The organism is Parabacteroides sp. AF27-14 (assembly GCF_003635425.1).
Lineage (GTDB): Bacteria > Bacteroidota > Bacteroidia > Bacteroidales > Tannerellaceae > Parabacteroides > Parabacteroides distasonis.
In genome coordinates this window covers 375680-398586 of record NZ_QTLZ01000001.1, presented here as the reverse complement: position 1 = coordinate 398586, position 22907 = coordinate 375680, and the positions used below count along the sequence as shown (strand labels likewise).

General features: G+C 40.1%; 24 protein-coding genes. 5 read left to right on the top strand and 19 right to left on the bottom strand.

Going from position 1 to position 22907, the window contains the following annotated elements; genetic code table 11:
- Positions 1 to 48: 48 nt before the first annotated feature.
- On the bottom strand, positions 49 to 1437 hold the full coding sequence (locus DWY79_RS01770; protein ID WP_022192866.1) for a DUF1080 domain-containing protein: 1389 nt from the start codon (positions 1435 to 1437) through the stop codon (positions 49 to 51).
- A gap of 155 nt (positions 1438 to 1592) precedes the next feature.
- On the opposite strand from DWY79_RS01770, the gene DWY79_RS01765 reads away from it, so the two are divergent.
- Positions 1593 to 2495, top strand: coding sequence for a sugar phosphate isomerase/epimerase (locus DWY79_RS01765; RefSeq protein ID WP_122368743.1), 903 nt, complete (start codon positions 1593 to 1595; stop codon positions 2493 to 2495).
- Between the two features lie 64 nt (positions 2496 to 2559).
- Here DWY79_RS01765 and DWY79_RS01760 read toward each other — a convergent pair whose 3' ends face one another.
- Positions 2560 to 3315: an HAD-IA family hydrolase gene (locus DWY79_RS01760; protein WP_009276519.1), complete on the bottom strand. Its 756-nt coding sequence runs from the start codon at positions 3313 to 3315 to the stop codon at positions 2560 to 2562.
- A gap of 586 nt (positions 3316 to 3901) precedes the next feature.
- Here DWY79_RS01760 and DWY79_RS01755 point away from each other — a divergent pair.
- Positions 3902 to 4177, top strand: a complete 276-nt coding sequence (locus tag DWY79_RS01755; RefSeq protein WP_008780759.1) for an HU family DNA-binding protein — start codon at positions 3902 to 3904, stop codon at positions 4175 to 4177.
- A 70-nt stretch (positions 4178 to 4247) separates the two neighbouring features.
- On the opposite strand, the gene DWY79_RS01750 is transcribed toward DWY79_RS01755, so the two are convergent.
- The 12 genes from DWY79_RS01750 to DWY79_RS01695 form a co-directional block, all read right to left on the bottom strand.
- Entirely contained in the window at positions 4248 to 5591 is a 1344-nt protein-coding gene (locus tag DWY79_RS01750) for a glucose-6-phosphate isomerase (RefSeq protein WP_122368742.1), read from the bottom strand.
- Positions 5592 to 5599: 8 nt separating this feature from the next.
- Positions 5600 to 6595, bottom strand: a complete 996-nt coding sequence (locus DWY79_RS01745) for an NAD(P)H-dependent glycerol-3-phosphate dehydrogenase (protein WP_122368741.1) — start codon at positions 6593 to 6595, stop codon at positions 5600 to 5602.
- A gap of 12 nt (positions 6596 to 6607) precedes the next feature.
- Positions 6608 to 8338 (bottom strand): lysine--tRNA ligase, encoded by a 1731-nt coding sequence (lysS, locus tag DWY79_RS01740; protein WP_122368740.1) that lies wholly within the window; start codon positions 8336 to 8338, stop codon positions 6608 to 6610.
- Between the two features lie 223 nt (positions 8339 to 8561).
- Positions 8562 to 9353, bottom strand: coding sequence for a galactosyltransferase-related protein (locus tag DWY79_RS01735; RefSeq protein WP_122368739.1), 792 nt, complete (start codon positions 9351 to 9353; stop codon positions 8562 to 8564).
- Positions 9344 to 10387, bottom strand: coding sequence for a hypothetical protein (locus DWY79_RS01730; protein WP_122368738.1), 1044 nt, complete (start codon positions 10385 to 10387; stop codon positions 9344 to 9346). Before DWY79_RS01730 ends, DWY79_RS01735 begins: the two co-directional genes overlap by 10 nt.
- A 5-nt stretch (positions 10388 to 10392) precedes the next feature.
- The gene (locus DWY79_RS01725; RefSeq protein WP_048928003.1) at positions 10393 to 11940 is read right to left on the bottom strand and encodes a thioredoxin domain-containing protein; all 1548 of its coding nucleotides are present in this window, start codon (positions 11938 to 11940) and stop codon (positions 10393 to 10395) included.
- A gap of 19 nt (positions 11941 to 11959) precedes the next feature.
- The gene (locus DWY79_RS01720; RefSeq protein ID WP_233563926.1) at positions 11960 to 12952 is read right to left on the bottom strand and encodes a 6-bladed beta-propeller; all 993 of its coding nucleotides are present in this window, start codon (positions 12950 to 12952) and stop codon (positions 11960 to 11962) included.
- 203 nt (positions 12953 to 13155) lie between these two features.
- Entirely contained in the window at positions 13156 to 13368 is a 213-nt protein-coding gene (locus DWY79_RS01715) for a hypothetical protein (protein ID WP_005865774.1), read from the bottom strand.
- A 632-nt stretch (positions 13369 to 14000) separates the two neighbouring features.
- The gene (nadD, locus tag DWY79_RS01710; RefSeq protein ID WP_122368736.1) at positions 14001 to 14576 is read right to left on the bottom strand and encodes a nicotinate (nicotinamide) nucleotide adenylyltransferase; all 576 of its coding nucleotides are present in this window, start codon (positions 14574 to 14576) and stop codon (positions 14001 to 14003) included.
- Positions 14577 to 14587: 11 nt separating this feature from the next.
- On the bottom strand, positions 14588 to 14767 hold the full coding sequence (locus DWY79_RS01705) for a hypothetical protein (protein ID WP_022192875.1): 180 nt from the start codon (positions 14765 to 14767) through the stop codon (positions 14588 to 14590).
- 3 nt (positions 14768 to 14770) lie between these two features.
- Positions 14771 to 15337, bottom strand: coding sequence for a guanylate kinase (gene gmk, locus DWY79_RS01700; protein ID WP_005861508.1), 567 nt, complete (start codon positions 15335 to 15337; stop codon positions 14771 to 14773).
- Between the two features lie 14 nt (positions 15338 to 15351).
- Complete coding sequence (locus DWY79_RS01695; protein WP_008774137.1) at positions 15352 to 16224, bottom strand: YicC/YloC family endoribonuclease; 873 nt, start codon at positions 16222 to 16224, stop codon at positions 15352 to 15354.
- Between the two features lie 193 nt (positions 16225 to 16417).
- On the opposite strand from DWY79_RS01695, the gene DWY79_RS01690 reads away from it, so the two are divergent.
- From DWY79_RS01690 to DWY79_RS01680, 3 genes are all read left to right on the top strand, one after another.
- Positions 16418 to 17110 (top strand): NUDIX domain-containing protein, encoded by a 693-nt coding sequence (locus DWY79_RS01690; RefSeq protein WP_122368735.1) that lies wholly within the window; start codon positions 16418 to 16420, stop codon positions 17108 to 17110.
- Positions 17111 to 17133: 23 nt separating this feature from the next.
- A complete protein-coding gene (locus DWY79_RS01685; RefSeq protein WP_122368734.1) occupies positions 17134 to 17715 on the top strand; it encodes an NADAR family protein in 582 nt (193 codons plus the stop codon).
- Between the two features lie 200 nt (positions 17716 to 17915).
- The gene (locus DWY79_RS01680) at positions 17916 to 18443 is read left to right on the top strand and encodes a hypothetical protein (protein ID WP_146375669.1); all 528 of its coding nucleotides are present in this window, start codon (positions 17916 to 17918) and stop codon (positions 18441 to 18443) included.
- A gap of 53 nt (positions 18444 to 18496) precedes the next feature.
- On the opposite strand, the gene DWY79_RS01675 is transcribed toward DWY79_RS01680, so the two are convergent.
- The 5 genes from DWY79_RS01675 to DWY79_RS01655 form a co-directional block, all read right to left on the bottom strand.
- Complete coding sequence (locus DWY79_RS01675) at positions 18497 to 19117, bottom strand: YiiX/YebB-like N1pC/P60 family cysteine hydrolase (RefSeq protein WP_122368732.1); 621 nt, start codon at positions 19115 to 19117, stop codon at positions 18497 to 18499.
- Positions 19090 to 19491 carry a DUF4878 domain-containing protein gene (locus tag DWY79_RS01670; protein ID WP_122368731.1) on the bottom strand — a complete coding sequence of 134 codons (402 nt, stop codon included), beginning with the start codon at positions 19489 to 19491 and terminating at the stop codon, positions 19090 to 19092. Before DWY79_RS01670 ends, DWY79_RS01675 begins: the two co-directional genes overlap by 28 nt.
- 224 nt (positions 19492 to 19715) lie before the next feature.
- Positions 19716 to 20888: a DegT/DnrJ/EryC1/StrS family aminotransferase gene (locus DWY79_RS01665; RefSeq protein ID WP_122368730.1), complete on the bottom strand. Its 1173-nt coding sequence runs from the start codon at positions 20886 to 20888 to the stop codon at positions 19716 to 19718.
- Positions 20889 to 20890: 2 nt separating this feature from the next.
- Complete coding sequence (locus DWY79_RS01660) at positions 20891 to 22159, bottom strand: radical SAM protein (RefSeq protein WP_122368729.1); 1269 nt, start codon at positions 22157 to 22159, stop codon at positions 20891 to 20893.
- A gap of 91 nt (positions 22160 to 22250) precedes the next feature.
- Positions 22251 to 22901 (bottom strand): hypothetical protein, encoded by a 651-nt coding sequence (locus DWY79_RS01655; protein ID WP_122368728.1) that lies wholly within the window; start codon positions 22899 to 22901, stop codon positions 22251 to 22253.
- Positions 22902 to 22907: the final 6 nt, after the last annotated feature.

Sequence of the window (22907 nt, the reverse complement as noted above, 5' to 3'; positions counted from 1 at the left end):
CATTTAGGGTGTCCCTAAACGGGGGATTAGGGTGAGGGTAAAGTGTGATTAGATTTTAACTTTCGGTTTATACATATCCTCAGCCGTCAGGCCACATTCTTTCATCATGCGGATACTGTAAGACAGATCGCTGACGTTTGGTGTCACGTTGTTACTTCCAAACGTGAATTTAACGCCGGCGGCTTTCGCCTTCATAATGATCGCTTTATTTGGAATGTTGTATAGTTCGTTGATCTCTAAAGCTTTTCCGCTTTTAGCCAATGCCTCGACGAAACGCTTCATGCGGGCCTCCGTCCAGAACTCGTCAAAACGCTTATCCATCGGAGATGGCAAGAAACAAGGATTTACATAGATATCTACCGGCTCTTCCAATACGGAGCAGATACGATCTACGATCATGTCCATATATTGCTCCTCATTCTCGATCCAAGTCTCTTCCGGAATCCATAGGCGGGTACGGCGACCTTTATTGTCCTTGAACGTCAAAGCGTCCGTAAACACATAGTCGAATTCTTTAAGAGTCTCGGGAGAGAATGTGGTTATCCATTCGCGTCCTTCCGCTTGCATACCAAGGATGAAAGGCTGTGAGCGCATCTCATTTAGGTAATCCATGACTTGTTGGTCGTTCGTGATCGGGAAACCGATGCCGCAGTTCGGTGCGATCGTATAATTGATACCGGTCTTGCGGGATTGCTTAGCGGCAACTTCCTTGGTTAATCCACCTTTTAAATGCACGTGGTAATCCAATACAGGGAAATCCGATTGATGTAATTTTATGATCTCGTCATTTTGCTCATCGTTAGCTTCCGCCAATTGTGCGTTGATATCGATCGTGGATTCATCAATTACGTTCACGGTGATGTTCTTGATCTGGATCTCACCGCTACCATCACTCTCTATGCCAAATGTCCCTTCCGATAATAAGGCATAGGTGTTAGCGTCCGTACGATACGGTGCGGTCGGTTGGATATACTCTACAACCGGTTCGCCGTTTATATTTACATCGATCTCTTGTCCGGCAACCCGGATATCCATCTTGAACCATTGATCTTCTTTTACGAAGCTTTTGGTCAAATTCCTCACGGAAACAAGACTTCCTGTCATTTTCCACCAAACCTTATCAGCCCGGTCATTATTGATAGCGATACGATATCCTTTCTTCAAGTTCGGGTCCGTATGGAACCAGACGGCGCCTTTGCCTCCCGGGGTAGTACGTAAATCAAGGGTCAGATCGAAGTTTTTGTATTTGCCGTTTTTCAGTACGACCAGCGCATCCGTACCTTTCAAGGTCATTATGTCGTCTTGAACGGAGACATCGCCTGTCATTTTCCATTTGTTACTATCTTTGCCATCGAATAAGGTGCCACTGCCAGAAACACTACAGGCTGTGGTCAGGACAAAGAGAAGGCCCATCGCTAGAATTGATAATTTTTTCATGATATAAATGATTTAAGTAATAATATATCCTCCAAAGATAACGAAAATTAAAATACAATGTCCTTTTTGAAGATTTTAACTTCCATAAAGATATAAACCTAAGAATATAGTCTTACTTTTGTAAAAATTCTCAATCAAACTTAATTAATAGTACTATGCAGAACAGACGTAATTTTTTGAAGCAAGCCTCTTTGATGCTTGCGGGTGGGTTGGTAGCCCCGCAGTTATTATCTTCTTGTGGCGGTAAATCAGGACAAGCTGCCGCTACAGCATCGGAGTCTTCTAAATATATAGGGCTTCAATTGTATTCTTTAAGAGACCTTGTAAAAGATGAAGGTATCCAGAAAGTATTGGAAACCGCCGCTAAGATGGGTTATAAGAATCTGGAGACAGCAAGCTATGATAACGGTAAGATTTACGGTTTAGCTCCCGCTGAATTTAAGAAAATGGTGAATGACCTAGGTATGAAGTGCACGAGCGCTCACCTTGGACAGGCCTTTACGAAAGAAAAAGAAGCCGAGGTTATGAGTTGGTGGGATCAGGCGATCGATGCTCATAATGAGTTAGGCGTTAAATATATGGTTCAACCGTGGATGCCGGTTAACGATAAGACTACATTGGATGACTTGAAGATGTACTGCGATTATTTCAACACGGTTGGTTATAAGACCGCTGCCGCTAGTATCGCATTCGGTTATCATAACCATGACTTCGAGTTCCGTAAGATTGACGATCAATTGATCTATGATTTCTTGCTGGATAACGTAAGCCCGAACCACGTATTCTTCGAGATGGATGTATACTGGGTAATGATGGGTGGCGGTGATCCTGTCGCTTACTTGAAGAACCGTCCGAGCCAGTTCAAGGCTATCCATATCAAGGATGAGAAAGAGATCGGCGCAAGTGGCAAGATGAATTTCAAGCCTATCTTCGATCAAATGTACGCTAATAACGTAAAGGATTGGTATGTTGAAGTTGAGCAATATACAAACAATGATCCGGTTGCCAGCGTTCAGCAGAGCTATGATTTCTTGAATAAGGCTGATTATGTGAAATAATCCGTTCGATGATAAAAAAGAAGAGGCTACTTCATTATCGGGTAGCCTCTTTTTTTATGTTCGCTTATTTGGAATACTCGTTCAATCGGGTGGATTTCGCAAGCTCGATGATTTGTTTCCAATCTTTAGCTAAGTTTTCCATATCCGGATATAGTAAATCCGCTCCGGCATCTAATAAAACTTGATCGGGGAGAGGTCCGGTGTTTACGGCTATCGTAAAGATATTGGCTGCCACGGCAGCTTCTACTCCCATGGGAGCGTTCTCTACCACAAAAGCTTCGTTAGGCTTCGCATGCGCTTTTTGAAGTCCCATTAAATAAGGTTCGGGGTGTGGCTTGCCATATTTCACGTCGAAAGCCGTAACCATTTTCTCTCGGTTGAAATGTCCCGGATAGGTATGATTTAGCTTATCGATCAAGCTATGTTGGCCGGAACCGGTGACAACCAATCGTTGCAGTCCAGATGCTTCCACTTCTTTTAGAACCTCTGCGGCGCCGGTCATGGGGGCACCGTCATTATAGGTATTGAATAGATCCGCTTTCTCTTTATAGATCGTTTGCTTCTCCTCGGCGGTAGCGTCTCGTTGGAAAGTGCGTTGGTATAGCTCGTTGATCGTGCTTTCCCCAGTACGTCCTTCGAACATATAAAAGTCTTCCGGCCGAGAAGTTAGCTGATGGTGGGTCGCTACCTCATGCCATGCCCGTGCATGAAAACGCATAGAGTCATATAATACACCATCCATATCGAAAAGAACAGCTTTGGGAGAAAGGGATTCCTGCCTGTGTTTACGCAGATATCGGATAATCGCTTCTTGAATCATGTTATTACCTTCTTAAAAACCAATACAAAGGTACGTAATAAATCGGAATTAACAGAAATGGGAGGAAAGCTTCTTGAAATTAAATAAATATGATATATAATGGAATTTCATTTTATGAAACAAAAATGGTTTAAATGGGTGCTTACTTTTGATCCACCTACATGTACACCCTAACCGGATTGATAAATTTTATAATTATCTGGATGAGTTGATAGATGTATTGAAAAATAAGGGATATAAATTTATTTCGTTGAGATAATTAATCAATAAATTATGACGTAGTTCGGTGAGAACTCTAGTTAACGCATTAATAACGAATTTTCAAAGGCTATAACTTGCTATGAATAAGTGATATCATAATACTGTATACTATTTCTTATTAATTATATTTCTACCAAAGTCTCACTTGTCTATCTGAAAGGGGTTCAATTATACCTGCATTTAGGTATATGATATTTCTGTATGCATTGATTTTTAATATATGATATTTTGATATTCCCCAAATATTCATATATTTGCAATGATTAAACAACTAAGTTCTCACCGGACTCTTTTCTGGTGAAGAATGGTATATTTATTATCTAGTATGAATAGAGGAGAATTAGTACAATCTCTTGTGGAAGAAACAGGATTGCCGAAAAATGTTGTTAGGGCCGTAGTGAATGCGTTACCGACTGTTGTGGCGAAAGGAATACGGGAAGGAGAATCTATTTCCATGAAAGGATTTGGATCTTTTGTACCTTGGCAACAATCCGAGCGATTGGCACGTAATCCGAAAACAGGGGAGGAAGTAATGATTACTCCACGTGTCTCGGTCAAATTCAAAGCCGGGAGCGATTTACTTAAAGAATTAAATGAGTAATAAAAACTATTCAAACGAAAAAACGGTTTCCTCGTGATGAGAAAACCGTTTTTTTATGGGGTAAATCGTATTATAAACGTGCTTTGATAGCTTCGCTTTCTTTCTCGTATCCCGGCTTATTCAACAGGGCGAACATATTCTTCTTATAAGCCTCGACACCCGGTTGATTGAAAGGATTCACACCTAACATATAACCACTGATACCGCAAGCTTTCTCGAAGAAATAGAACAACTGACCGATATAGAATGCGCTTACTTCCGGCATATTAACCTTAATATTAGGAACACCACCATCTACGTGAGCCAACTGAGTACCTAATTCGGCCATCTTGTTTACCTCGTCTACATGCTTGCCTGCCAAGAAGTTCAAGCCATCTAAATCGGCTTCATCTGTAGGGACCAATACGCTATGATCTGTAGCTTCCACGGAGATAACCGTTTCGAAAATCGTACGCTCACCGTCTTGAATCCATTGACCCATGGAATGCAAATCGGTTGTCAAATCTACGGATGCTGGGAAAATACCTTTACCGTCTTTACCTTCGCTCTCTCCGTAAAGTTGTTTCCACCATTCTGCGATATAGTGCAATTTCGGATGGAAGTTAGCCAAGATCTCAATCTTTTTACCGTTCTTATATAACTCATTACGAGTAGCGGCATAGATAGCGGCCATATTATCAGCGAAAGGAACACTTGCGTCTGTAGCTTTTTCCATGGAAACAGCTCCAGCAATCAAGTCGCGGATGCTGATACCTGCCACAGCGATCGGGAGCAAACCTACCGGAGTCAAAACAGAGAAACGTCCACCTACGTTATCAGGGATGATGAAAGTCTTGTAACCTTCTTGATCTGCCAAAGTACGCAAAGCGCCTCTCTTAGCGTCCGTGATAGCTACGATACGATGTTTAGCCTCTTCCTTGCCAACAGCGTCTTCCAATTGTTTCTTCAAGATACGGAAGGCCAAAGCCGGCTCTGTAGTCGTACCAGACTTGGAGATATTGATAATACCGAATTGCTTACCTTTCAAGACTTCGCTTAATTCATAAAGATAATCCTCTCCGATATTGTGTCCGGCGTATAACATAACCGGGTTTTTACGGTCGTTTTGCAACCAGTCGAAGCTGTTGTTTAACGCTTCTACTACCGCTTTGGTACCCAAATAGCTACCACCGATACCAATGGCTACGACCACCTCACATTTAGAACGAAGCACGTTCGCCGTATTCTCGATGTCGGCCAACTCTGTGTCCGTGATAGAAGAGGGGAGATGTAACCAACCCAAAAAGTCGTTACCTGCTCCGTTACCGTTATGTAATGTGGCAATACATTCCATTGCCTTGGCCTCTTGAGCGTAAACCTGTTCCTTGGAGACAGTGCCCAGAGCCTTGTCGATGTTTAAACTGATGTTTTTCATATGCTATTTTATTTAAACGTTTCCGTTAATTGACGAATGACCGTTGTTGGCGATTTCTTCTCGTACAATATATCATAAACAGCGTCCAGTATCGGCATGTTCACTTTATATTTCTCGTTGATCTCACGCATACACTTGGTTCCATAATATCCCTCGGCGATCATTTCCATCTCCAGCTGCGCTGTCTTCACGGAATATCCTTTACCGATCATGGTTCCGAAAGTACGGTTACGGCTGAACCGGGAATAAGCGGTAACCAGCAAATCGCCAAGGTAGACGGAGTCGGTGATATCCCGCTCCAGCCCGTGTACGGCGTCCACGAAATTACGCATCTCCTCAATAGCGTTCGAGATAAATACGGCTTGGAAGTTATCGCCATATTTCATCCCATGGCAAATACCGGCGGCGATAGCGTACACGTTCTTCAGTACGGCGGCGTATTCGATACCGGTCACATCCTTACAGAAGGAATTCTTTAAGTATTGATTCTTGAAAACGGGGGATATCGTACGGACCTTCTCGATGTCGGAACAAGCCAACGTAATGTACGAGAGCCGCTCCAGAGCGATCTCTTCCGCATGACAGGGACCACCGATAACTGCTATATTTTCTGTCGGAACCTTGTAATACTCCGCGAAGTAATCCGTAATCAACATATTCTCATCCGGTACGATACCCTTGATCGCCGAGATGATAAACTTATCTATCAAAGAGGTCTTCACCTTCTTCAAATGTTGTTTCAAGAAAGGGGAAGGCGTAGCGAAGATCAAGGTATCCGAGTCCTTGATCGCTTGGTTGATATTGGAATAGAAGTTTATCTTGTTCGTGTCGAATTTCACGGCGGTGAGGTAACACGGGTTGTGTCCCAACTGCTTGAACTCCTCGATACGATCGGGCCTACGCATGTACCAGTTGATACTATCTTGAGTTGAAAGTACGATCTTGGCTAAGGCGGTAGCCCAGCTACCACCTCCCATTATCGCGATTTTTCCGGGCAAATCCATCGTATCACGCTTTTATTCTCCTACATTGGCTATCCAAGCTTCTATTTCTTGGATCGTAGGATTTTGAAGTTCTAACTTATATTTTTTATTAAGCTCACAAAGCTCTTGTCTTAATTTGTTGGCGTTCGCTTCTTTCAGCGTGTCAACCGTCAAGTAGCCGGCTTTCTGCAAAGCGGGAATCCACTCCTCGGAAATGCCCAAGGCCACGTATTTGTCGGCGTTATCTTTCTTTGCGGTTTTCTCCGGACGCATTTGCGGGAAAAGCAATACCTCTTGGATCGTTGTCTGTCCGGTCATCAACATAACCAGACGGTCGATACCGATACCGATACCCGACGTAGGAGGCATACCGAATTGAAGGGCGCGTAAGAAATCCTGATCGATGAACATTGCCTCGTCGTCCCCTTTCTCGCTCAAGCGTAATTGCTCCTTGAAACGTTCTTCTTGGTCGATCGGATCGTTCAGCTCGCTATAAGCGTTCGCCAATTCCTTCCCGTTTACCATCAACTCGAAGCGTTCGGTCAATCCCGGTTTGCTACGGTGCATCTTAGTCAGCGGGCTCATCTCAACCGGATAGTCGATGATGAAGGTCGGCTGGATAAACGTACCCTCGCAAAACTCCCCGAAGATCTCGTCGATCAATTTACCTTTACCCATCGTATCGTCGATCTCCATCTTCAATTCCTTGCAGATCGCACGAATCTCGTCCTCGGTCTTACCTTCCAAGTCGTAACCCGTCTTTTCCTTGATCGCCTCCAAGATCGGCAAACGGCGGAAAGGCGCCTTGAAGCTGATTGTCTTACCGTCGATCGTGCTCTCGCTCGTACCGTTCACGGCGATACAGATACGCTCCAATAGCTTCTCGGTGAAGCTCATCATCCAGTTATAGTCCTTGTATTGAACATAAAGTTCCATACAGGTGAACTCCGGGTTGTGCGTACGGTCCATACCCTCGTTACGGAAATTCTTACCGATCTCGTATACACCCTCGAATCCACCGACGATCAATCGTTTCAAATACAACTCGGTAGCGATACGTAAATATAAATCGATGTCCAAGGAGTTATGATGTGTCGTGAACGGACGTGCGCTAGCTCCTCCGGCGATAGATTGCAGGATCGGAGTCTCTACCTCCGTGTATCCGGCCTCATCCAAAGCGGTACGCATGGTCTTGATGATAGCCGCACGTTTCATGAAAATATCTTTTACGCCATCGTTTACTACCAAATCCACGTAACGTTGACGGTAGCGAAGCTCCGGGTCATTAAAACCGTCGTAAGCGACACCGTCCTTATATTTAACGACCGGTAGCGGACGAAGTGATTTAGACAAAACTGTCAATTCTTGAGCATGAACGGAAATTTCTCCCATCTGAGTACGGAAAACGAATCCCTTGATCCCGACGAAATCACCGATATCCAGTAATTTCTTGAAAACGACATTGTAGGTGTCCTTATTCTCATCCGGACAAATATCGTCACGGGAGATATAGACCTGTATTCTGCCCTCGGAATCCTGCAATTCCATGAAGGAAGCCTTACCCATGATACGACGGCTCATGATACGGCCGGCGATACTTACCGGGCGTGGCTCAGCGTCGTCTTTGAATGTCTCTTTTATTTCTTTGGAAAATGCGTTCGTTACATACTCAGCTGCGGGATAAGGCTCTATCCCCATCTGACGCAACTGCTCCATGCTATTACGTCTTATTATTTCCTGTTCACTCAGTTCTAATAGATTCATTATGCTATTATTTTGTATAATACGGCGCAAAAGTACAAAATATTTCTGATTTATGCTGACTTATGTGGTAAAAGGTTGAGGTCACCGATCTTGTTTGTTCATGGATAAAGTATCTTAGGTTCATCGGTAAAGTATCTTAGGATCCTTGGTGAAGTATCTTAGGTTTGTAGGCCAATGAACTTAAGACCCAATAATTTTATCTTTCATCACTAAATACAATTCTCTATCTTGAATCCAAGGAGAACTTTTCTCGAAGTTCCTCTTTGGAATAGTTTACTACTTCATTCATATCATGCATCGCTTTTTCGCTATGTATCCTTGAACGGAACATCCCATTTTGATCCCGGGGATGAGACAAATGGAATAAACAGCCCTCACTCCGATAAATCCGGTAGCCAAAACTCAACCAACGGTAATGTCTTTCTCCGTCCTCCAAGCCCCAGCCATAGAAATCCTCATTCTCCATACCCGCTTGCAGGTATTTTTCCGTTTGGGCGAAGACCGCTCCCCCGACTGCGCCTATCACTCCCTCTACTGTGTACAAAGAGTTCATCTTTGCTTGATGTTTTTTTAGGAAATCTAAGTCACGATGGAGCCAATAATGTTCCCTCAATATATCTGACGTATCTAAAAAATTACCATCATATGGATAAGCGACATCAGAAGTCCTAGTTCTAAGTTGTTTCACCGCATCCAATATTTGAAGGTGGTCCAGTATCACATCTGCGTCCCAAATACAAACAAGTGGAGTATCAACCTGCTTTGCGAGGATATTCAAGTATTTGGTCTTGTAGAATACAGAATCTTTATCCACGAGGAAAGTGTACTTCACCGTATCGTCTTTTATTAACGAGGGGATAATCTCATTTTGGTATGATGAGGCCTCCAGAATTAAGATGCGTGTCCGGAAATAACGTACTATTGAGTCCACGGACATCAACAGGTTCTCCAAACGGATCATGGAATCGATCCGTACGGGAATAATAAATGTTGTATCTGTCAAGTCTATTCGCATAAATATCTTTGCTTAATGTTTAACAATGCCAACACCGTACCGGGGAAACCATTCAGCAATCCTCGGTGTATATTATAGTAGTATTCGTTCTCCATTAGGGCATCCCAAACGTCAGACGAGATGATCCGATCGTAAATTAGGTGCGGATTGAAAGGGATGGTGTATTCGGGGAAGTCCCTTTTTAATCCCTCTAACAAGAAATATAGAGAAGCGTATCCATTACTGATATAGATATCCTTGCCTTTGATCTCTCTATTATATATTATGTCTAGATTGATTGATTTTCTTAGTTCGTTCACATATCTTTGCCAATCCGGCGAACAATCCCGTAAAGGTAGTATGCCCCATAACAGATATAGTCGGTTCAAATGCAGATGAGGCAAATGGGAGAACATATACAGAGATAGTTGTTCCAAAACCTTTTGTATCCGATCCTTGTAAAAATCATATTGTATAAGACAGGACAGGGTTTTCATCAATATCGGTACGTGATATTGGTAAATGGAAAACGTATAGGATTCCTCGAAAAAGGAGGCGTCTATCAAATCGGCCAATTGATTAACTAACTTGATTGCTAAGCCCTCGAAAGGGAAACGCTCATTATCGTTTGTCTGGATTTCCAGCCTTTTATAAATGTAATATAAGAAATGGATGAGTTGAGACAGGGAATACCTAGATTCCATATTTCCGAAAACCAGCTTCTTGAATAGCAAATCATCGATACCACTTAGCAAATCATTAATATCACCGTCTACAAATTGCTTTTTTACAATATAATCCAATCCTAACGCAACTCCGCATAAACCTTCCTCCACAGTAAGTTCTGCGTTTTTAGAGAGATTGTTTTCCAAGAGATCGTCCAGCAATCGCTCAGCCTTCTCTTTATAAATAGCTTCTTGCGTATAATCATACAAATGGTATAAATAGATGAGTAATCCCATTTTGCCGTGAGCCAACCCGAAAGGGTAGCTTGTATGTAATGAGCCTATCAAATGCTTATTTAGCGAATCTATTTGTGATGCTAATTTATTCATAGTACTTAATTTATTAAATACGACATATCCTTTAACTCATATTCTTCCGGCAATAAATAACCATTTGTCAAAACTGTTGGAGTGGAACTTATTGTATTGCGCCTAACCCATTCGTTTTGTGCTTGAAAATTGGCTAACATATCTTTGTCATTAGGATTTAATCTGTATCTTTTATAGCAATCCTCTTTTTTATGACGCCCTTTTGCATACCAGTCAGATAGGAATCGTAAATAATCCGATTCATTATTTAGTAGATACATGGAGGTCAGTAGCATGGCGCTAGGTTCTAATTCCTTGCTAAAAGAGGTCAAGATGATTTGTATGCAAATCTCTTCTTTATATTCTTTGAGTAACTTTTCTATTTGGAGATGTAATTTTGCGCAAGGAGCACAATGTGGATTAGAGATAATGGTAATCCACTCTTTGGCATCCCTATTGCCCAATAATATTCCTGTATTTTTGTCAATGTCATATTGAGGCTGTTCGTTTAATAAGCTCTTAAATACAGAGGCATTCAGTTTTATGCTGCTAAGTTTATTGTTGCTTCGTTGGATTTGCTTTTCTTTTACGTATAATGTAACAGTAAAATGGAGCGATAGAATGACGAGCCCATACACGCATCCAATGGTAGTGAAATCAAATAAATCCCATTGATTGAAATCCATGCCTATCGCAAATAGAGAGATAAGAAAGGTGATCCATACGGTAGCTTGTACAGATAAACATAAAGCGCACCATTGTTTTACCCTAAATTTTTGGTACCATACGCTCCACGCTGTATAAGGTAATGCGATTATATTCAGAGTCTCTGCATATATAACATATTGGGGCAACAAGGCGATAAACAATATTGCGGAAAGAAAATATCCTAAGCCGAAGACACTCCAACTGATCCCCAAGAAATGAGATGCTTGGGAATCCAATGTCCCGTTGCAATCACTGGATTTCAAAAACAGGGAACAAATTTTGTTGACATATTTATCCGAGCCTAAGATCTCTCGAGAAAGCAGGATACCGCAGAAAGATGCTCCGATCACATTAACACCCCATAACCCCCAGATTCCTATCTCCATTCCTCTGTTGGTGATAAGGGCACACCCTATTAATGATAGAAGTAATGAAACGAAACATGCGATTACTATCCGCTGTCGTAAGTATTCCTTTCTATGCTCTTTATAATCCGGTTCAATAGATTCATCGGTGGATTCGAAAAGAAGGACGATTCCTGACCATCGTTCCAAGAATACCGGGATAGATAATGTGATGTTTTTACCTCGCCATGAATAGATGATTGCCTCGGTAGAAACATGTCGCACCAATACAAACTCATGATCTACGTAAGCCACAAAGGGTACATCCAATGAGGATAAGTTTTCTTGTGTTTTTTGAATTTCGGCCGCTACATTCTCTATATTATAATAACGTAGCATCTCGGACAGTCCAAACAGATTGTTTTTGTGTGGATGGCTCTCGTAGAATCTTATGGTAAAATCTTCCGTGTGCTTTATCGATAAGATTTCTAAAATTTGGATGAATAGATTGTCATGTTCCATTGCTTTAGGTCTTTAATGATTACCTTAGTTTACCAATGAACAACACCGGGTTACTCTCCTCGTCCAGTCCGGGGAAACGCCTTGCGAACTCTTCCTTCTTCAAAACGTCTTCCGGATACATCAGCATGGCGCACCAGCCCTCATCTAACGAGAAGAACTGTTTGGGCAACCACCGGAAGTTGTCATCGAACTTGATGTTCTCTAAAACTCTTGCGTTCCCGTCTTTTTTGTCGATTAAGGCTATTCCGTTCAGGTCATCCCTTTTTCCCTTGAAGGAGAGTAATATTGTTTCCTTTGATTCCACGTAATCCGGGATATGCCCGATGTATCCTTTCTCTGTCTCCTCCATTACTATTTGCACATAATCCTTTCCGTCTTGTGCCCAAAATCCCACTGGAGGAATTTTATTGTCGATATTTATTCGATATCGAATTTTAGTGCTATCCATTGTACACTCAAGTATCTCATTGCCTTGATAGCCATGAGAGAGGATATGCCCCTCAAAACGTTCGAACGAATTTGTGTATGAGCTGATATATTTGTTCGCTTTTTCTATGGAATCATACGAGTTGATAAGATTTCCGCTCTTTGGGTTGATTATCCTGTAACGCGACTGCCCCTGTATAGGCATGTTTTTTATAATGTATGAGCTGTCATTAAATTGGGTGATAGCCTCTATATATCCTATATTTTCATGATCTGCCCATTTGCGAATAAATTTGAACGAATTAGAATAAGTCGTAATATCGTTCGCAGAAGAAATCAAAATATCTCCATTAGGCCATATTGTAAAATTTCCTAAGAAGAAGTACGATTGAGGATCTTCTCCCTTTTTATATAAATAGCGTTTGATTTTTCCATATTTATCCCATATGATTAATTGATTTCCCGAGCCTATGTAGATATCTTCTTGATAGATAACAATGTTCTTGATATTGTAAAGTTCTTCTATCAATGCGTCATCCCTTGTTTCCAAGGGGACATACCAATATTCCTCAAATACTTCATTCACATCTTTTTCTACCCGATGTGAGAGTGGAATGAAGTACTCGATTATTTCGTTCTTACTATTATCTTTCACTCGATCCTGGTTACAACTGATAAGTAAAAGGGGGATTAAAAAGAAAAGATAGATCATGGTTGTATATTGTTTTAAGAAACAAGGGGTTGGCGGTAGGAGGTGACCTCTGCTAAAGCCAACCCTTTCTTTTGTTGTTAACCTCCTACGGTATTGCAGTTTTGTACTCCTCCAAGACCATTGCATTTATCTTGACATTGAGAACAGTTAGAGGCATCAATGGCATTAGAACTGTTCCAGCAGTGGCAATACGCACTTCCTCCCCCTAAGATTTTCATCATTTGCTCTTTTGGAAGAACTTTACCTTGTTGGTTTAGTACGACTTTTGTCAGTTTTTTGAGTTTGTCCATAATTTGAAAGATTTAAAAAGTTAATAGATGTGTAATGCTTTGATATTTACAAAGAAAATTAAAAAATATCAAACATGGGGTATATTATGTCTTTTTTATTGTTGTTTAATGTATATTGTCTTTCTATTGGTACAGTAGAAAATTAGTGGAGATATGTATATAAGTTAGCTATGCGAACTCGATTGTTCTGTCCCATGTTTAATTTGTTCGAGAAATGACTTGTTGTATTGATGTAATTTGTTATGTAATAGTATTTTATGTAATAGCGTAAGCCATAGGTACAAAGCCTCCCAAATGAATAACTAATCACTTCCCAAGTGAATAACTAACGGCTATCCCTAACCGTTAGTTATTCACTTGACAAGCCATTAGTTATTCACTTGACAAGGCTCAAATTATATATTTGGATACTCCAAAAAGATTATCGGGTGAGCCTGTTTTGATGTTACGGGGATCATCTTTAACGGCTGTGCTGTAAAACATGTTTTAATGGGAATTTTGGCAGATTGCCCTAAGATGGCAAAGCTGTAAATAATCACGGTATAACTTCCCTTCTCGAAGAATATATACTTCAAGTGGCATAGGATATATACTTCATAGCCCAAGTAAGTATATCTTCTATCGCAGGTATGTCACTGATTTGCTACTGACCCGAAATAAGGCCGCACTCCTTCCGGCAGGAAGAAACGGATATCCTTGCCGGTTTGGTAAGCGTTACGGATAAATGTGGAGGAGATTTCCATCAAGGGAGCGTCTACCTTTTTCACGTTCGGATAAATGGTTGGGATCGAGATATCGAATCCTAGGCGGGGATAAATCAGCAGTTTGTAGTTTTGGAGTATTTTTTCATATTCTTTCCATCGGGGAAAAAGCAGCCAGTTATCGGCTCCCATGATAAAATAAAAGTCCCTATCCGGATAGTTGCTGGATAAGGCTCGCAAGGTATCAATGGAATAAGAAGGTTTTGGCAGGTGGAACTCAATATCGCAGACCTTGAATTTCGGATATCCGTCAATGGCGGCTTGGGCTATTTCCAACCGTAGTGAGTCATCTAGCAAGTCATCCTTTTTCTTCAGCGGATTGTGAGGCGTGACTACGAACCACACCTCATCCAATCCCTCGAACTCACATAGCCAGTTCGCCAAGGCGAGATGGCCTATGTGAATGGGATTGAATGATCCACTGTAAATCCCGGTCTTGAGTCCCATACGATTTTTACTTAACCCTTCTTTTGCCAACCCTTATAGTTGATAAAACAAATGAATATATTAAATATCAGGGCACCCCCGATGATATACTCCTTATAATACAGGCTGATACCACCTAATACGAGGCTCGCTATCCCACAAACGATAGAAAGCCCCATCATAAAACGGGTATTCTTGAATATATTAGGCATAGACTATTTGTTTAAGAACTCACGAATGATCTTCAACGCGTCTTTTTGGGCAGTCTCCAGATCATCGTTTACGACAACCTTATCAAACTGTCCCGTGAACCCTAATTCATACTCAGCCTTGGCGATACGGCTTTCGATAACTTCCGGGCTGTCTGTTCCCCGTCCTTCCAATCGCTTCCGCAGGTCATCGATGCAAGGAGGTTGGATAAAGACAGACAGGGCACGGTCTCCATAGAATTTCTTGATATTGCATCCGCCTACCACATCCACATCGAAAATCACGTTGTCCCCTTCATTCAAGATACGCTCTACCTCGCTCTTTAACGTACCGTAATATTTATCGGTATACACCTCCTCATATTCCAAGAAGTCTCCATTAGCGATACGACTGCGGAACTCTTCCGGCGTAAGGAAATAATATTCCACACCATTCTTCTCGGTTCCCCGCGGAGCCCGGCTGGTAGCCGAGATGGAGAAACGAAGGTGTAAATCTTGTTTCAAAAGATAATTAATAATGGTTGATTTTCCGGAACCCGAGGGTGCGGAGAAGATAATTAATTTGCCAGCCATTCTCGTTAATCTTATTATAATACGTTTAGTACCTGTTCCTTGATTTGTTCCAACTCGTCTTTCATCTGGACCACGATCTTCTGCATCTCGGCGTGGTTGCTCTTTGATCCGAGCGTATTGATCTCACGCCCCATTTCCTGAGCGATAAAACCGAGCTTCTTGCCTTGGCCGTGACCGGATTCCATGGTTGAGATAAAATATTTCAAGTGGTTGTCCAAACGGTTCTTTTCCTCGTTGACATCCAGCTTCTCTATGTAATAGATCATCTCCTGCTCGAAACGATTCTTGTCGTAGTCCTTCTCGGCTATCTTTTGCAGGTTATCCATGATACGAGCCTTGATCTTCTCGATACGTTCCCCCTCGTATTTCTCCACTTCTTTCAACAGAGTGGCGATATTGGCTATCTTTTGCTCGAAAAGCTTTTGAAGCATGGCTCCTTCTTGGATACGGAAATCACACAGGTGCTTGATAGCGTCCTTTACCGTTTCTAAAACCACCTCCCATTCGGATTCGTCCGGTTCTACGGTCTCGGACTTGATTGCGTCCGGCATTCGGAGCAAGGTCTGGAACCAATCGTTCGGAACGCTGATATTCAGTTTCTCTGCGATCTCCTTGATTTGGTTGTAATAATTCTCTACGGCGGCAAGATTGATCTGTGTAGGAGTATCTTTGCCTATATATTCTATAAAGATATTGAACTCAACTTTTCCCCGCTCCAAAGATTGAAGTAACAGGCTCCGAAGCTCCATTTCCTTATCCTTGTATATGGAAGGGATACGGGTGGACAAATCCAATTGCTTACTGTTTAAAGCCTTTATCTCTACGGTTACTTTTTTTGAAGGGAGCTCGGCAGTAACCTTACCGAACCCAGTCATTGATTGTATCATTTTTCTCAAAAGTTTGCGCAAAGATAGAGATAAAAACTGAAAGGTGCTCTGTTATCCTTTAATATAGTTGTCGGTAAAAGGTTTAGAATATCTATTGCGTAAAAAATACGCATAAATACTTGTGGGTTGAATTAATCTTCATATCTTTGCGTAATAATTACGCAATATATGTGTGCTGCAAGAAATAAATAGCATGGAAGAATTAAATTATAGGTATAAATATCCTCATCCATCCATAACAACGGATTGTGTGATGTTCGGCTTTGATGGTGTGAATCTTAAGGTGTTATTAATTGAGAGAGGTCTTGATCCGTATAAAGGACATTGGGCTTTTCCCGGAGGGTTTATGCGGATAGATGAGACGGCTGAGGCATGTGCTAGGAGAGAGTTAGAAGAAGAAACCGGTTTTAAAAGTGGTTTTATGGAGCAGTTGCAAGCTTTTTCTGATGTTAACCGTGATCCAAGAGAGCGTGTTGTTACAATTGCTTTTTATGCATTGGTTAAAATTGCAGAAGTTAAAGGTGGGGATGATGCGGTTAAGGCACGATGGTTTGGGTTGAATGAGATCCCGCAATTAGCCTTTGATCACGATTTGATACTTCGTGTAGCGATGAGTAAATTGAAGGAAAGAATTCATTTTGAACCGATCGGTTTTGAGCTATTACCGGAAGTGTTTACGATGACAGAGTTGCAAAATTTATATGAGGCGATACTTGAGGTGAAATTCGATCGCCGGAATTTTTATAAGAAGATGATAAAATTGGGATTACTGACAGTCGTGGAAGAACGTTCGGGAAAGGTTTCGTTAAAACAACCGATTAGGTATAGCTTTAATGCGGAACAATATGAAAAATTGAAACAAAAAGGATTGAGATTAGAATTTTAGAATGAATCATTAAATTATTTATTATGTTTAAGACTATAGAGATTTCAGATCATCAACTTGTCCCAAAATATTCTTTGGATTGGGCTAAGGCATGTGTTTCTGATGGAAAGGATTTAAATTATTTGTTTTTCTGGGGACATACAAATAATGCGCCTCGATTGACAAAAGTTTGTTTTAGTCAATGGTGGCGTTGCGGTTTTGAGGTTGATGGGCGTATCTATAATTGTGCTGAGCAATATATGATGGCAGAAAAGGCTCGGATCTTTGGGGATATGAAAATTCTCCAAGCAATTCTTCAAGAGACGGATCAAAAAACGATTAAGGGGTTGGGAAGGAAAGTGAGGAATTTCGATGAGGCCATTTGGGATAAACTCAAATATGCGGTTGTAATTAAAGGTAATTATCACAAATTCTCTCAGAATAAGAATATGAGGGATTTCCTTTTGAAAACAGAAGATGCCGTAATAGTTGAAGCTAGTCCTTATGATCGCATATGGGGAATTGGGTTAAAAGAATCTGATTTGGATGCTCAAGATCCTTTTTCTTGGAGAGGTAAGAACCTTTTAGGCTTTGCGCTTATGGAAGTAAGAGACGAACTGAGATAATTTATTAGGATAAGTGACAGATCAATAATAATTCAAATATTTATATGCGCTTTACTATGGGGGGCTTATGTGTGCACCCCTATGGATATTTTAAGTTGAACTAGACTTGTTACTTAATCATTTAGTATCTTATTACAGATTAAGATTAAATTCTCTTTTTTTCTTTTCTTTTGTGCATTGAACAATTAAAAGTTAAATGTATGGAAAATCTAAAAAAGTTATGTGCTGGCTTATTGCTAAGTTGCATGATCTCATGTTCGGCTCCAATGGATGAACAGGTAGTAAAAGATTATTTATCCCAATCTCCTGCGGTTACTTTATATGCGCCCGGTTATAGCGAAAAGAAATTAGAAGGTTGTGATGAGGATTATTTGGGAAAGAAAGATGGGCTTTGGAAAAATTCGGAACCTACCTATTATTATAAGGCATATAATTATGAGGTGGATCGAATAGAAAAATTTAGAAAAGATGATTACCAAGCGGTTTGTATCGTTTATTTACTACCTGATAATTTAACCAAGGCAGGGAAGATCTTGGAAGACAATAGCCCCCGGAGTCCTTATAAGGCACAGCTTAAAGATGGCTTGGATTGTGAGGTCGTATTTAAGAAAATTGAAGGGGAATGGAAACTTATTGTTTTTAAATCGCTAAACTTCCAACGTTCTTATTGGTACGAAGAAGATCAACAGCCATATGGCTATACGAATTTGTTACAATGGGATGAATGAAATTTTTGATGGAATTAGTTTAATGAATAAGAGGAGTGCTAAATTCCTCTTATTTATTCTATCTCCTGTGAGACTGGATAGATTTTCTCAAAATGAATGGAGTCCAAGAATACCGAAAACTTGGGAATTTTAGAATACGGGTCATATAAATTGGTTTCTAGTTCATATTTAATGATATGCAATGGCAGTTCGGAGCAGAAAAACGCCGAGGTGTCTCTGATATTGAATGCATTGTCGAATGGTTTATGTATGGATAGATAATATTGTGCCTTTTGACTTAATACTTGATTGGAATCGTTTCTGAATCGTACGATAATGATGGAATTTTCAATGCTTTCGGAGCAGAATTGGTCTATTGTACATTCCTGCAAACCATCTATACCGGAAATCTCTTTAGATAAGGAGTGAATGATAGATATGGAGTCTTTTTCTTTTATGAGTATACCGCAATGTGAAATCTCGATGCTGTCGGCCAATACATTTTTAATGGTTTCACTTATAATGCCTTTTCCCATTCTTAGAATGATATCTCCATTTTTTATACTTGCCTTGATCTGGTCGTCAAGTATATAAGGAATGTCTGTTTTAGGATCATGGCAAGATCCTAAAGACAGACATATTAATGCGATATAAAAGAAAAGTATGATTATTTTATCTTGAAAATAACTTCCCATTTACCATCTTTTTTCTTTAGCTGGACATCTTGCAGTTTGGGCTTTTTCTGTATTCTTCCTGTTATGTCTACTGTATTTATCACTGAGAGTTTTACGATGGCAGTTTTCTGGTCATCGGAAAGCTCACAGCTCACTACGGTGGCTTTAACGTCGGCAGATTTTATGGCTTCTGTCGTTTCGTCGGATAGCATTTCTTCCAATTGGTCGAAAACTTCTTTAGAATCATTACTGCAAAGACTTTTCGCCTTCTTGAAGTCTGCCGTGTAAAAAGCCTCAGTGAATGTTTTAGCCACTGATTCGGGGGAGTTACTCCCTGAACATCCTGTCATACCGATAAAGATTAGTATGAAAATGAAAATGTTTGATAGTTTCATGGTGTATTATGATTTAAATGCTATTATACTGTCTTTTTTGTAAATGTATATATAGGAAATGATAAAAAGCTTGACATAGATTAAGTAATGTAGAGACACTACACGCTACTATCGCTTTGCGAAGGGTTAATTCACTAGTAAGGGTAAGATCTTTGTACTGTGATTTGTCCCAGTTGCTTACCTTGTAGATTAAATAGTATTACCATGAGAGCATTTCGCATGAATTATAAACATAAGAGGCTATTTCCTATATACTTTACATCGTCATCTGACAATGTATGGTGACACCCTACAAAAAAAGCATGTTGCGACATGTAAATGGCATTAGAGCAATTATCATATGATATTTTATTAGTAAAGGCTGGTTGTTGACAAGTAGCTCCTCCCATGAGTGTTCGTATCTCAATATTCTTTTTTTTGAGAAACTCATAAATATCATTCACGGACTTATTTTTACAAAATACAGGAAATACAAATGGAGAATCATGCCTTGCATTATGAAATGGGTATACATGCAAATTGGTATTAGCTGACACTATATCATATAAAGTCTGATAATTACGTTGTCTTTGGTTCTCTATCTCTTTCCAATTTTTCAACTGCCAACGTCCAAAGCAAGCATTGAGTTCCGACATCTCTATATTAACACTGATATTCTCATAAGTAAACTGATGGGCGGGACCAGATGGAACGAAACAGAGTTTCTCATCTATATGGCATTTACAAGCACGACCCCAATGGGCAATACTGTCTAAAAGTGAATAATCTTCTCCCGAAATTGAAAATATAGCCCCTCCTCCATAAGAGGAAAGATGATGTGGGTGATAAAATGACCAAGTGATTATATCTCCATATTTGTATAAAGGTTTGTTACCAAGGTAGGTGTCAAGTGTTTCACAAGCATCTTGAAGAATGAAACATTTTGTTAGTGACTGATATTTTTTTAGGGCCTCCATGTCGGCGGGAAAGCCTAGGAAGTGTGTTACGACTACTAAAGATGGGATTTCTTTCTCGGCAGTAAGTCTGTCAATAGACATATTGAATCCCGATTTATCCACATCTATTAGCTTTATCTTGAATCCGGCAAGCAGTAAGGAACTTACCGTTGTAGGAAAAGTGAAAGCAGAGGCAACAGCAGTTAAGGGTTTATTAGCCTTTTTGCATTTCTCTGCTATAGTAAGAGCTGCCACAAGGTTTGCTGAAGATCCGCTATTCACTAGCACTAAATGATCTGCGATATTGTCTCCTTGGGCAGAGATAAGATTCCCGAATTCATTTGCAAAAAGTCGAAGATTTCGACGTGGTTCACCAATTTCTTTTTCAAGATATGTGCCAAAGCCATCTATGTTGATGTTGCGTGTGCAAGGATATTTGTAATTGTTATCAATTTTTCTCATGTTTATAATGAATTAGAATAAAATAATGAAAATACTGCACCATAATGGCGGAATCCATTGGCGGTAATATATACACGTTCATTTTCAACAGAAACCAAATCATTAGCCAAACAAAAGTCTAGTTGTTTTTTGAAATAATCAATCGCGCTTTGTCCGATAAGCTTAGTCACATGATTCAATGAAAAAGATCCATTATAAGCGCCGATGGCTATATACTTTGATGCAAGTTCTGCTGGCGGCAATTTATAGATATATTCATCAAGGAATGAACTTGATGACAGAAGTTTTTTTAATTGGCAGGAGTTTTTGCCAATATTATATGATATGCCTTCATTGTTCATACTTTGGGCAGATAAACCAAAACCTTTATATGCCACCCCGTCAAGCATACGGCTACGAAGATATGAGGATACACCATGATCTGCAATATACTTTGAAAATGTATTTTGACCAAATCGGGCATGATATCCTAATGCTATTAACCCTTCATATAAACACCTATAGGCATAATAAAGCTCATCTTTTGACAAATAGGATGGTTCACGTATCATGTTCGTTCGCAATTCATAGAGCGTAACTTGTTCGGGATTTAGAATCTCAATAGCTTTCAAATCTTTGGCTATACTTTTTGTGGTTTGTCCCTTCAATCCATACATCAAATCCAGATTAACTTTCTCGATACCTGCATGATGTAGCATTTCGATGGTTTCTAACATTGAAGTAAGATTGACTGTCACACGGTGATTGTCTTTTAATACGTTGGGGTCGGTGGATTGAATACCAAGGGATACTCGTCGGATTCCTGCTTCTGTAATCATTCTTGCTTTGTTGAGGGTAATCGTATCGAACGTGGTTTCTATACTTGGTTCAAAATCATCATTCCTACTAAGGCGATCAATAACCTTTCGGAATATATTCAAAAGAAATTGAAAATTTTCTTCACTCAATGTGGTCGGTGTACCTCCACCAATATCAAATCCACGTAAAGGCATATTTGCGTGGGTATGGACAAAATGCAGAACATCCTTTTCAAGATTAACTAGATAATTATATTGTAACTCTATGCTAGGACATTCCATTCTAGTATATTCACAGAATGAACATAGTTTTTTACAGAAAGGAATATGGATATAATATGAAATGCCATCTTTTTCGTTAAAGATCAAGGAGGTGTCCGTTCGATACTTTACCCAGTCATTCGGTGATAATGGGTAGGACGTATTCCACTTAGAATTATTCTTTCTGGACTCGAAAATCTGAGTTATATCCATTGTTTAGCTAATTATTTTGTTGATTTCTTAATCTTGCGAAGAATCAATGTGCTGGAAAAATAGAGATACTGTGTTTTTCCAGTCATAATTCTTATTTTTCTTTTCTACGGAAACCTCCTATGACTTCCTCCCAATCATCACCTTTATCATCTGTATATGTACTACCCCATTTTTTTTTCAGTTCTCTGGTATAACCATTTTCGTCTGTGATTTCAAAGTTATCATCTTCAGGCTCTTTGTTGGACTGGTCTGAACTGCTGTTGTCGAATAAGAAATCGATAAAGCCACCTTTCTTTCCACTGCTACCTGAATTGCCTAATAAGGCTCCGAAAATGAACTTAAGCATCAAATAAAGAAAGACCAAAATGATAACTAGGATAACGCCAAATATAGAAGTGCAAAGTAGTAGGAATGTAGTGATAACATAGTAAACTCCTTTTAGTGCGCCTTTCTTCTTATCTGTTGCGGTAAAAGTGAAATAGAGGATGGTGCCGATCGCCAGCGCTCCCATTATGTAGAGGGTAAGATCTTCATATGGTTTTAGAACTGAACTGATGAAAGCTAGGATAACTCCTAATATACAGCCGATAATCAATGTGATTTTATGTACGAGAAGAGTGCTTGGAGTGACTTCAACCGATAAGAGTTTCTGCACTTTGGCTTGATACCATTCGGACTTGCGAAACATAAAAAAAACTAAAGTTAATCCGATGATTAATAGAATAAAAGATTCTGCTGACATGGTGTT

Excerpts from the sequence above, each read along its gene's own strand:
- DWY79_RS01770 (WP_022192866.1), bottom strand. The coding sequence starts at position 1,437 with ATGAAAAAATTATCAATTCTAGCGATGGGCCTTCTCTTTGTCCTGACC.
- DWY79_RS01765 (WP_122368743.1), top strand. The coding sequence starts at position 1,593 with ATGCAGAACAGACGTAATTTTTTGAAGCAAGCCTCTTTGATGCTTGCG.
- DWY79_RS01760 (WP_009276519.1), bottom strand. The coding sequence starts at position 3,315 with ATGATTCAAGAAGCGATTATCCGATATCTGCGTAAACACAGGCAGGAA.
- DWY79_RS01755 (WP_008780759.1), top strand. The coding sequence starts at position 3,902 with ATGAATAGAGGAGAATTAGTACAATCTCTTGTGGAAGAAACAGGATTG.
- DWY79_RS01750 (WP_122368742.1), bottom strand. The coding sequence starts at position 5,591 with ATGAAAAACATCAGTTTAAACATCGACAAGGCTCTGGGCACTGTCTCC.
- DWY79_RS01745 (WP_122368741.1), bottom strand. The coding sequence starts at position 6,595 with ATGGATTTGCCCGGAAAAATCGCGATAATGGGAGGTGGTAGCTGGGCT.
- lysS (WP_122368740.1), bottom strand. The coding sequence starts at position 8,338 with ATGAATCTATTAGAACTGAGTGAACAGGAAATAATAAGACGTAATAGC.
- DWY79_RS01735 (WP_122368739.1), bottom strand. The coding sequence starts at position 9,353 with ATGCGAATAGACTTGACAGATACAACATTTATTATTCCCGTACGGATC.
- DWY79_RS01730 (WP_122368738.1), bottom strand. The coding sequence starts at position 10,387 with ATGAATAAATTAGCATCACAAATAGATTCGCTAAATAAGCATTTGATA.
- DWY79_RS01725 (WP_048928003.1), bottom strand. The coding sequence starts at position 11,940 with ATGGAACATGACAATCTATTCATCCAAATTTTAGAAATCTTATCGATA.
- DWY79_RS01715 (WP_005865774.1), bottom strand. The coding sequence starts at position 13,368 with ATGGACAAACTCAAAAAACTGACAAAAGTCGTACTAAACCAACAAGGT.
- nadD (WP_122368736.1), bottom strand. The coding sequence starts at position 14,576 with ATGGGACTCAAGACCGGGATTTACAGTGGATCATTCAATCCCATTCAC.
- DWY79_RS01705 (WP_022192875.1), bottom strand. The coding sequence starts at position 14,767 with ATGCCTAATATATTCAAGAATACCCGTTTTATGATGGGGCTTTCTATC.
- gmk (WP_005861508.1), bottom strand. The coding sequence starts at position 15,337 with ATGGCTGGCAAATTAATTATCTTCTCCGCACCCTCGGGTTCCGGAAAA.
- DWY79_RS01695 (WP_008774137.1), bottom strand. The coding sequence starts at position 16,224 with ATGATACAATCAATGACTGGGTTCGGTAAGGTTACTGCCGAGCTCCCT.
- DWY79_RS01690 (WP_122368735.1), top strand. The coding sequence starts at position 16,418 with ATGGAAGAATTAAATTATAGGTATAAATATCCTCATCCATCCATAACA.
- DWY79_RS01685 (WP_122368734.1), top strand. The coding sequence starts at position 17,134 with ATGTTTAAGACTATAGAGATTTCAGATCATCAACTTGTCCCAAAATAT.
- DWY79_RS01680 (WP_146375669.1), top strand. The coding sequence starts at position 17,916 with ATGGAAAATCTAAAAAAGTTATGTGCTGGCTTATTGCTAAGTTGCATG.
- DWY79_RS01675 (WP_122368732.1), bottom strand. The coding sequence starts at position 19,117 with ATGGGAAGTTATTTTCAAGATAAAATAATCATACTTTTCTTTTATATC.
- DWY79_RS01670 (WP_122368731.1), bottom strand. The coding sequence starts at position 19,491 with ATGAAACTATCAAACATTTTCATTTTCATACTAATCTTTATCGGTATG.
- DWY79_RS01665 (WP_122368730.1), bottom strand. The coding sequence starts at position 20,888 with ATGAGAAAAATTGATAACAATTACAAATATCCTTGCACACGCAACATC.
- DWY79_RS01660 (WP_122368729.1), bottom strand. The coding sequence starts at position 22,159 with ATGGATATAACTCAGATTTTCGAGTCCAGAAAGAATAATTCTAAGTGG.
- DWY79_RS01655 (WP_122368728.1), bottom strand. The coding sequence starts at position 22,901 with ATGTCAGCAGAATCTTTTATTCTATTAATCATCGGATTAACTTTAGTT.